The sequence below is a fragment of the Methanobrevibacter sp. genome, from assembly GCF_045577275.1.
In the GTDB taxonomy this organism is placed as follows: domain Archaea; phylum Methanobacteriota; class Methanobacteria; order Methanobacteriales; family Methanobacteriaceae; genus Methanobrevibacter.
The window spans coordinates 1-9,083 of the sequence record NZ_JAZNIB010000320.1; the positions used below are offsets into that span (position 1 = coordinate 1).

A 9,083-nucleotide genomic window follows, 5' to 3' on the forward strand; every position below is an offset into this window, starting at 1 on the left:
TCTGAACTATTTTTACTTAGTCTATTTTTTCAAATTTTACTTTATTTATAAAGGAATTTTAATTTAAAATGTAATGTTTTTATATGATAAAATAAATATAATATTGTTATATAAGGTTGTTATATAATGCCGTTATAACTATTGTTATGATGGATTAATACTACTTTTTATTTTTAATTGAAATTTATCTTAGTAATTAAATCAATAAGGATTTGATATGATGTTACTCGAAGTAAAAGACTTAGTTGTTGAAGTAGAAGGTAAACGTGTTTTAAATGGCGTAAACCTTGCTATTAGAGAAGGGGAAACCCATGTGCTTTTAGGTCCGAATGGTGCGGGCAAAAGCACATTATTCTTAACCATCTTGGGATTCCCAAAATATGATGTTGTAGAAGGTTCTATCATATTCAATGGAGAGGATATTACTGACTTAACCACTACTGAAAGAGTTCAAAAAGGCCTTGGAGTAAGTTTCCAAAACCCTCCAGCTATTCGTGGTGTAAGCGTAAGAGATTTATTGAAACTTGAATCCAAGCAAGACCCTGATGAAGAGTTGAATCCAAGAATGAAAGAACTTGCAGAAAAACTTAAATTCAGTGAGGAATTCTTAGATAGGGATGTAAATAGAGGATTTTCTGGTGGAGAAGTTAAAAGATCTGAAATTCTCCAATTGTTAGCACAGGAACCACTTTTCACCATGTTTGATGAGCCAGATTCCGGTGTGGATATTGAAAATGTGGAATTGCTTGCTGGACAGTTAAATGTTTTGCTTGACAAAGACAAAAAGCCTGGACAAAGAAAAAGGGCTGGTTTGCTTATCACTCACTTAGGTTATATCTTAAACTTTGTTAAAGCAGATAAGGCTCATGTATTGATGCATGGTTTAATCGCTTGTTCTGGGGACCCTGATGAAATTTTAGAAGACATTAGAAAAGAAGGATTTAATGGATGTGTTGGTTGTGCGGAATGTAACTCATGATGCTGAAAAGGCTAAGGATAAAAAAGCGGCTTTAGGTACTGATATTGTCATAGAAAACTTCTCAAAAGAAGAGATAAATGCTTTCGATGTATTGGATGATATCAATGATGTTGACAAGAAGACTAAAAGAACCTTGCTTAAAGTAGGTGTTGACACTGAGTCAGAAGAAAGATCAGGTTCTTTCTTGCAAATGGACCAATCCAATGTTTTCTCCCATTCAATCTCAGATTCCATTGAAATCATGAATACTCAAATTGCATTGGAAAAACATTCCTGGTTAAAGGATTATATGTGGAAAGCAGTTAAGCCTGATGCAGATAAATATACTGCTCAAACTGCACTTCGTGAAGCTGAAGAAGACTTCGTCAGCGGTTACTTTATCAGATCATTACCTGGAACCAAAGAGGTTTTCCCTGTACAGGCATGTATGTTCATTGCAGATCAAGATGTTATGCAAACCGCTCATAATATAATCATTGCAGAAGAAAATTCAGAATTGCACTTGATTACCGGTTGTGCAACTGGTGAAGATGTATCCTCTGCACTTCACGTAGGGGTATCTGAAATGTACATTAAGCCAGGTGGAAAAATAACTTTTACTATGGTTCATAATTGGGCTGAACAAGTGGAAGTACGTCCTAGAACTGGTATTATTCAGGAAAGGGATACAACTTACATCAACAATTATATCTTAACTAGTCCTGTAAGATCCATTCAATCTTATCCTACAACCAATTGTAATGGTGAAAATGCAAGGGCATTGTTCCAAAGTATTCAAAGTGGTGTAAAGGATTCCATTATTGATGTAGGTTCAAGAGCTCTTTTAAATGCATCTAATACAAGTGCGGAAATCATTTCCCGTGCTGTTGCAAATGACGAATCCAAAATCTACTCAAGAGGTCACTTATCTGGAAATGTTCCAAATGTTAAAGGACACTTGGAATGTCATGGATTGGTATTGGATGACAATTCATCAATCTATGCTGTCCCTGAACTTGAGGCAAATGCAGCAAACCTTGAAATGTCTCACGAAGCAGCAGTTGGCCAAATCGATGAGGAAGAGATTTATTACTTGACTTCAAGAGGATTGACTGAAGAGGAAGCGGCTTCCATGATTGTCAGAGGATTCTTAAGCATGGACATCACTGGACTTCCTGATGAATTGGCTGCTGAAACTCAAAGAATGATCGATATGAGTTTGGACGGTATGTAACTCAGCCAAGCTTTTCCGCCCCTTCGGGGCGCAAAACCTTGACCAAAATATTTTCATGGGTTGGTAAACAAAACAAAAAAATATTTTGATCAAACTTTTTTTAAAAGTTTGGAAATATTTTCATTAGTTGGGAGTAATTGCTCTTGACTATTTTCTTTTTTTATAACTTCAGATTTTTTAATTTTTTTTAAATTTAGATTTTTATAAATTTTTTATTATTTTTATAATTTTTTTAAAAATTTTTATTTTCCTAAATTTAAGCAAATTCTTTTATTTAGGTATTCCTTAATTTTTAGCCATTTTTTTAAATTTTATTCTTGATAATAAAAATTGTTTTAATTGTTTAAAACTTAACATATTTTTATTTAAATTCTTTATTTGATAATCAAGTAAAATTGATTAGTTATTTTTTATTTTTTGTTGGTAAAAATGGTTATTTTTCAATAATATTTCGTATAAATTGAAATTAAATTTTTGCCTTTGTAATATCTTTTTTTAAAAAAGTATTATAGTATATAAATCTTGTGTCTTTCGTTTCCAAGTAACCTTTATATTTAATCTTTAATATAATATATAATCAGTACATTAATGTTAAGCTGAGCTAGCTCATTAGCGTACGATGATTTGAGATTAAGGTATGCCTTAACATACTTTAATATAGATTTGAAAAACTTTTTTAAAAAAGAAATTAGATTGAAATCTATTAACTTTAAAAATTTTTGATTTGGATTTTTAAGGTTAAACGGGAATTCTTGAATTTTGATTTGGATTCAAGAAGGTAATCTATTAAGATTTTTGATTTGGATCTTTATAGATTAAAAATAGTGAAAACTATTTAGGTTGAGTATCTCAATTATTTCAATTTTAATAAAGTTTAATATTTTTTCAATCGGATATTAAATAATTGAATTGCATTATTTTTGATTTGGTAATGCAGTTTAATGCTTATTGGATTGAAATAGTTGGATTGAGTCTTAATTAAAAGATAAGATTTTAATTTAGGACTATAAACTAAATATTTTAATAGAGGAGGATAAACTCTATGTCTGATGATGTAAAAATTGTAATGTTTTGTTGTAACTGGTGTTCCTATGGTGGAGCAGATACTGCAGGTACTGCAAGAATGCAATACCCACCTAACATTCGTGTTATAAGAGTAATGTGTTCTGGAAGAATTGACCCTCAGTTTATTTTGAAAGCATTCAGAGACGGTGCTGATGGTGTATTCGTAGCAGGATGCCACATGGGTGACTGCCACTACGATGCAGGTAACTATAAACTTGACAGAAGAATGAGATTAGTTTATAAATTAGTCGAAGATATGGGAATCGGAAGAGAAAGAGTCCACCACGACTGGATTTCTGCTTCTGAAGGAGAAAAATTCGCTAGTTCTGTAAAAATGATGGTAAACAGAATTAAAGATTTAGGACCTTCCCCATTAAAAGCACAATTAGATGCTGAAGGATAAATTTAACTGGAGGATTATTTATGGCAGATAAAGCTAAAGTAGGAACTATGTGGCTCGGAGGATGCTCTGGTTGTCACTTATCCATTGCGGACTTTCACGAATCTTTATTAGATGTTTTAGAATTAGCACAATTCGAATTCTCACCAGTATTATGTGATACTAAATACGATGAAGTACCTGAATTAGATGTACTTATTGTAGAAGGTGGAATTAGAAACGAAGAAAACAGAGAATTAGCAGAAATGTTAAGAGAAAAAGCTGGCCTCGTTATTGCATATGGTACTTGTGCAGCTTATGGTGGTATTCCTGGTCTCGGTAACTTACACACTGTAGAAGAATTAACTACTGAAGGTTACATCAACTCCTGCAGTACTGTAAACCCAGAAGGAATTATTCCTAACGAAGATGTACCAACCTTAGAAAGCAGAGTAAGACCATTAGGTGAAGCAATTCAAGTAGACTTAATGATCCCTGGTTGCCCTCCAAAATCTGACGTAGTAGCTGAAGCTATTCTTACCTTATTAAACGGAGGAACTATTGAATTACCAACCACAAACCTCTGTGAAGTATGTCCTAGAGAAAAACCACCTGCTGGACTCGCTATGGACTTCATTAAAAGACAATTTGAAGTTGGTAAACCAGAAGATGACTTATGTTTAATTGCTCAAGGTTTAGTATGTATGGGACCTGCAACTGTATCCTTATGTGGTGCACAATGCCCAAGTATTGCTATCCCATGTAGAGGATGTTACGGACCTACTGCTAAAGTAAACGATGCAGGTGCAAAAATGATTTCTGCGATTGCATCTGACTACGGTATTAACGAAGATAAAACCGTAGACCCTGAACAAGTAGCTGACCAATTAGATGATATTGTAGGTACTTTCTACACTTACACTTTACCAGCTGCTTTAGTCCCTGCTAAAATGCAAAAAGGAGGAAAATAATATGGTAAAACTTACTATGGAACCTGTAACTCGTATTGAAGGTCACGCAAAAATTACTGTACACCTTGACGAAGCAGGAAATGTAGAAGACACTAGATTACATGTTATGGAATTTAGAGGATTCGAAAAATTCTTACAAGGACGTCCAGCTGAGGAAGTACCTCGTATTGTACCTAGAATCTGTGGTATTTGTGATGTACAACACCACTTAGCAGCTGCTAAAGCTGTTGACCAAATCTATGGATTTGACGATGACGAAATCTTACCTGCTGCTTACAAAATGAGAGAATTAATGAACTGGGGATCTTACATGCACTCTCACGCTCTCCACTTCTACTTCTTAGCAGCACCAGATTTAGTCATCCCTAACGGAACCAGAAAAACAAGAAACGTTTTCCAAATTATCCAAGATATGCCTGAAGTTGCTTTACAAGCTATTAAAATCAGAAGAAACGGTTTAGATATTGTATCCGCAACTGGTGGTCGTCCAATTCACCCAACTTCCTCTACTCCTGGTGGTATTTCCACTGAATTAGATGAAGAAACTCAAGCTGACTTATTAGCAAAAGCTAAAGAAAACGTAGAATTAGCACAAGCAACCATTGAATTAGCAGTACCTATCTTAGAAGAAAAAATTGACTTAGTCAAAACCTTAGGATACTTCGGTGACACCCGTCACTGTGGTCTCGTAACCAAAGATGGTGACTGGGATGTATACAACGGTAAAGTCAGAATAAAAGACAAAGATGGTTCTATTTACACTGAATATAACAACCTTGAATACAAAGATATTGTTGCTGAACACGTAAAACCTTACTCCTGGTTAAAATTCCCTTACATTAAGGAATTAGGATACCCAGAAGGTATTTACAGAGTAGCACCATTATCCCGTATTAACGTTTGTGACAAAATGCCTGATGCAGCTCCTTTAGCACAAGGTGCTTTAGAAGACTTCAGAGAAAGATTCGGTTACGCACAATACCCATTATTATTCCACTGGGCAAGATTAATCGAATTATTAGCTTCTGCTGAAATGGCTGTAGACGCATTAGAACAAGACTTATCCGGTGACAAATTCCCAGAAGCATTAGAAAGAACTGCTGGTGAAGGTGCAGGTATTGTAGAAGCTGCTCGTGGTACTTTAATCCACCACTACACAACTGATGATGAAGGTTTAATCACCCAAGCAAACATCATTGTAGCAACTATCCAAAACAACCCTGCAATGGAAATGGGTATTCAACAAGTAGCTAAAGACTACATCAAACCTGGTGTAGAAGTAGATGACTCCATCTTCAACTTAATGGAAATGGTTATCAGAGCTCACGACCCATGTTTATCTTGTGCTACCCACACTATGGATAGCCAAATGAGATTAGCTACTGTAGAAGTATATGACAGTGAAGGAAATATGATTCAAAAAATCTAACTTTGGAGTGTTAAAATGATAGTATTCAATGAAAATAGCTGTATTAAATGTGGAGCATGTGAAGGCGTTTGTCCTACAGCAGCTATTGAAGTAGGCGATCACATCGTTTACTGTGATACTTGTAACGAAGAACCTAAATGTGCAGAAGTCTGTCCTAACGGTGCTTTACAAGTAGAAGACATAGCTATTGATGAAGAAGGAAACACTCAAGTTAGATTAATCTTTAACAAAACCAAATGTGATGAATGTGGAGATTGTGTAGACGCATGTCCTTCCAAAACTCTTAAATTAGATGCAGAAGATTCTCAACTCCTTAAAGGATTCTGTGTAATGTGTCAAAAATGTGTTGACATTTGTCCTGTAGACGTAATCGGAGTTCCTGGAGTAAAAGAACCTGCAAGCAGAGTTATTGAACCAGAAGGCCGTGTATACATTGATGATTGTAAAGGATGTGGCGTATGTGTAGCTGAATGTCCTGTTGATGCAATCACCTTATCTGCTTACGGAGAACCTATCGAAGTAGATGAAGATAAATGTATCCAATGTGGAGTATGTTCACAATCCTGTCCATGGAATGCAATTTTCATCGCAGAAAATGCAAACCCTGCTAAACGTACTAAAAACATGAAATCATTCACTTTAGACGCTGAAGCATGTATCGGTTGTAATTCCTGTGTTGACATTTGTCCTGGAAGCTTCATCACTCCTAAATCTGACTTGACTGTAGAACTTCCACAAGCATGTGCTGCATGTGGTCTTTGTGTAAATGTATGTCCTGTTGATGCAATTGACTTAGATGTTGAATATGGTGCATCCAAATTCAGTGCTAGCGAAGGTATCTGTTGGGACGAAGAAAAATGTCTCTTTGATGGTGGTTGTGCTTTAAAATGTCCTACTGAAGCTATAAAAGTAGTAACCAAAAGAGGAATGGAAGTACCTTCCCGTCAAAAAGATATGGGCGAACAATCTTTCACCATGTGTGTAAGATGTGGTGCATGTGCTAACGTATGTCCTAACGACGCATTGATCTTAGACTATGTAGACAAAGAAATTGATGGTGAAGTAGTATCTAGAGATAGAATCATCTTCAACCCATCCAAATGTGACGAATGTGGAGAATGTATTGACGCATGTCCATATGATATGTTACACAAAGCATACAAAGTTAACTTACCTATTGCTGGATTCTGTACTCTCTGTGAACAATGTCTCGAGAAATGTACTCCTGAATCCCTTACCTTAAAATAGGTAGGTTCTAAACACAAAACAAAATCAAACCTGAATTCAGGTATAAGGCACTTAACAATTGGGGTTAAGTGCCTTTTTTTATTTATTTTAACTTTTTTTAAATAATTTATCAAACTATTTTTCTAAAAATCACTGATTTTAATGTTCTTTACTATTTTTTCAAAGATTTTTATTTCATTTTTAATCAAATTTATTAAACATTAAATTAAATATTAAATTAGTTATAAACTTAATGTTTCTTTAAGAAAAATTTTTATCATTATAGAAAATTATTTTAATCTTAAAATATTGCATTATTTGAAGTGGTTTTATGTTCGATTTAGTTTTAAAAAATCTTAAATTATTGGATTATCCGGCTGAAGTGTATTTAGCTATTGAAGATGGCAAGATAGCAAAAATTTCAAAATCTGCAATTGAAGGTGAAAAGGAGATAGACCTTAAAGGGCAAATTGTATTGCCTGGTCTTATTGATCCTCATGTACACTTCAGAGATCCTGGATTGACATATAAGGAAGATTTTAGGACAGGTTCCATGGCTGCAGCAAATGGGGGATTCACATTTGTTATGGATATGCCGAATACTGTTCCGAAAACCAATACATATGATGCATTTAAAGAAAAGCAAAAGATTGCAGAATCCAAATCTGTAGTTAATTTTGGACTTCATGCAGGATATTCCACCCCTGATGAAATGGAAAGGATTCTTGAATTGAATCCGATGTCCTTTAAAGTCTTTATGGATTTGGAAAATGATGAGGACTTGGATAAGATTTTCCATGACATTTCTAATTTAAGCAATAAAACAATCGTAACCACACATTGTGAAAAAAGGGATATTGTCTTGGAGTCTACCAAGAATTTGGAAGAGGAAACTGATGCTATTGCATACAGTTATGGCAGACCCGCAGAATCTGAAGATGAGTCTGTTGCACAAGCCATTGAACTTTCTAAAAAATATGGTGTTGATTTGCACATTTGTCACTTAAGCACTAAAAATGCAATGAACTTAGCCATTGCCAATAATGTCAGTTTTGAGTTCACACCTCATCACTTATTATATGACAATACTGCATTCAATGAATTTGGAACATTGATTAAAACCAATCCCCCTTTAAGAGAAAGGGGCAAAAACATCACAATCAATGATTTGAATGAAAATTCAATCATTGGAACTGATCATGCACCTCATAGTTTAGAGGAGAAAAGCAAAGGAGTTTGGGATTCAAGTCCAGGTATCCCATCTTTAGAAACCGTTCTATCATTGTTGTTGACTGAAGTAAACAGGTCTAATCTTGATTTAAAATTGATTCCTAAGATCTTTTCTGAAAATGCTGCCAAAAGATTCAACCTAAACAACAAAGGTTTTGTTAAAGAAGGATTTGATGCTGATTTAGTTGTTGTTGATTTGAAACAGGAAGGAACCTTTGATATCGAAAAGTTCTATACAAAAGCAGAATATTCTCCTTTTGATGGACTTCCATACAAAGGAAAGGCAACTATGACCATAGTAAATGGTGAAGTTGTCATGGAAGATAATGAATTAATTTTATAATTTTCATTCGTCTTATGTAGGGCATCAGTTAATAAAATTTTCATTATCCCCTATTCTTTATTTATTTTAATTATTCATTTGATATTTTGAATAATTATTTATTTCTATTTATTTTAATCAATCGTTATTTTTATTTAATTGATTGAATTTCACCATCACTTTTTCACTTTTTTTAGTTCTAATTTTTTTATATTTTATTTTTTTCAATTTTTCAATTTTTCAATTTTTCACTTATGCTATTTTTCTT

7 protein-coding genes are annotated in these 9,083 nt (G+C 34.1%); all 7 read left to right on the forward strand.

All coding sequences use genetic code 11. The features are described from left to right. Positions 1–220 precede the first annotated feature (220 nt). The 7 genes from sufC (at position 221) to ACKI67_RS09220 (ending at position 8,836) form a co-directional block, all read left to right on the forward strand. A complete protein-coding gene (gene sufC / locus ACKI67_RS09190; RefSeq protein ID WP_407463233.1) occupies positions 221–979 on the forward strand; it encodes a Fe-S cluster assembly ATPase SufC in 759 nt (252 codons plus the stop codon). Further along, on the forward strand, positions 945–2,192 hold the full coding sequence (locus ACKI67_RS09195; RefSeq protein WP_407463234.1) for a SufB/SufD family protein: 1,248 nt from the start codon (positions 945–947) through the stop codon (positions 2,190–2,192). Before sufC ends, ACKI67_RS09195 begins: the two co-directional genes overlap by 35 nt. A 1,042-nt stretch (positions 2,193–3,234) precedes the next feature. Continuing rightward, positions 3,235–3,660 (forward strand): hydrogenase iron-sulfur subunit, encoded by a 426-nt coding sequence (locus ACKI67_RS09200; RefSeq protein WP_407463235.1) that lies wholly within the window; start codon positions 3,235–3,237, stop codon positions 3,658–3,660. A gap of 20 nt (positions 3,661–3,680) precedes the next feature. Next, positions 3,681–4,607 (forward strand): F420-nonreducing hydrogenase, encoded by a 927-nt coding sequence (locus tag ACKI67_RS09205; protein ID WP_295605476.1) that lies wholly within the window; start codon positions 3,681–3,683, stop codon positions 4,605–4,607. Position 4,608: 1 nt separating this feature from the next. Continuing rightward, a complete protein-coding gene (locus ACKI67_RS09210; protein ID WP_407463236.1) occupies positions 4,609–6,036 on the forward strand; it encodes a Ni/Fe hydrogenase subunit alpha in 1,428 nt (475 codons plus the stop codon). 15 nt (positions 6,037–6,051) lie between these two features. Beyond that, positions 6,052–7,284, forward strand: a complete 1,233-nt coding sequence (locus ACKI67_RS09215) for a 4Fe-4S binding protein (RefSeq protein WP_407463237.1) — start codon at positions 6,052–6,054, stop codon at positions 7,282–7,284. A gap of 310 nt (positions 7,285–7,594) precedes the next feature. After that, on the forward strand, positions 7,595–8,836 hold the full coding sequence (locus ACKI67_RS09220) for a dihydroorotase (protein ID WP_407463238.1): 1,242 nt from the start codon (positions 7,595–7,597) through the stop codon (positions 8,834–8,836). Positions 8,837–9,083: the final 247 nt, after the last annotated feature.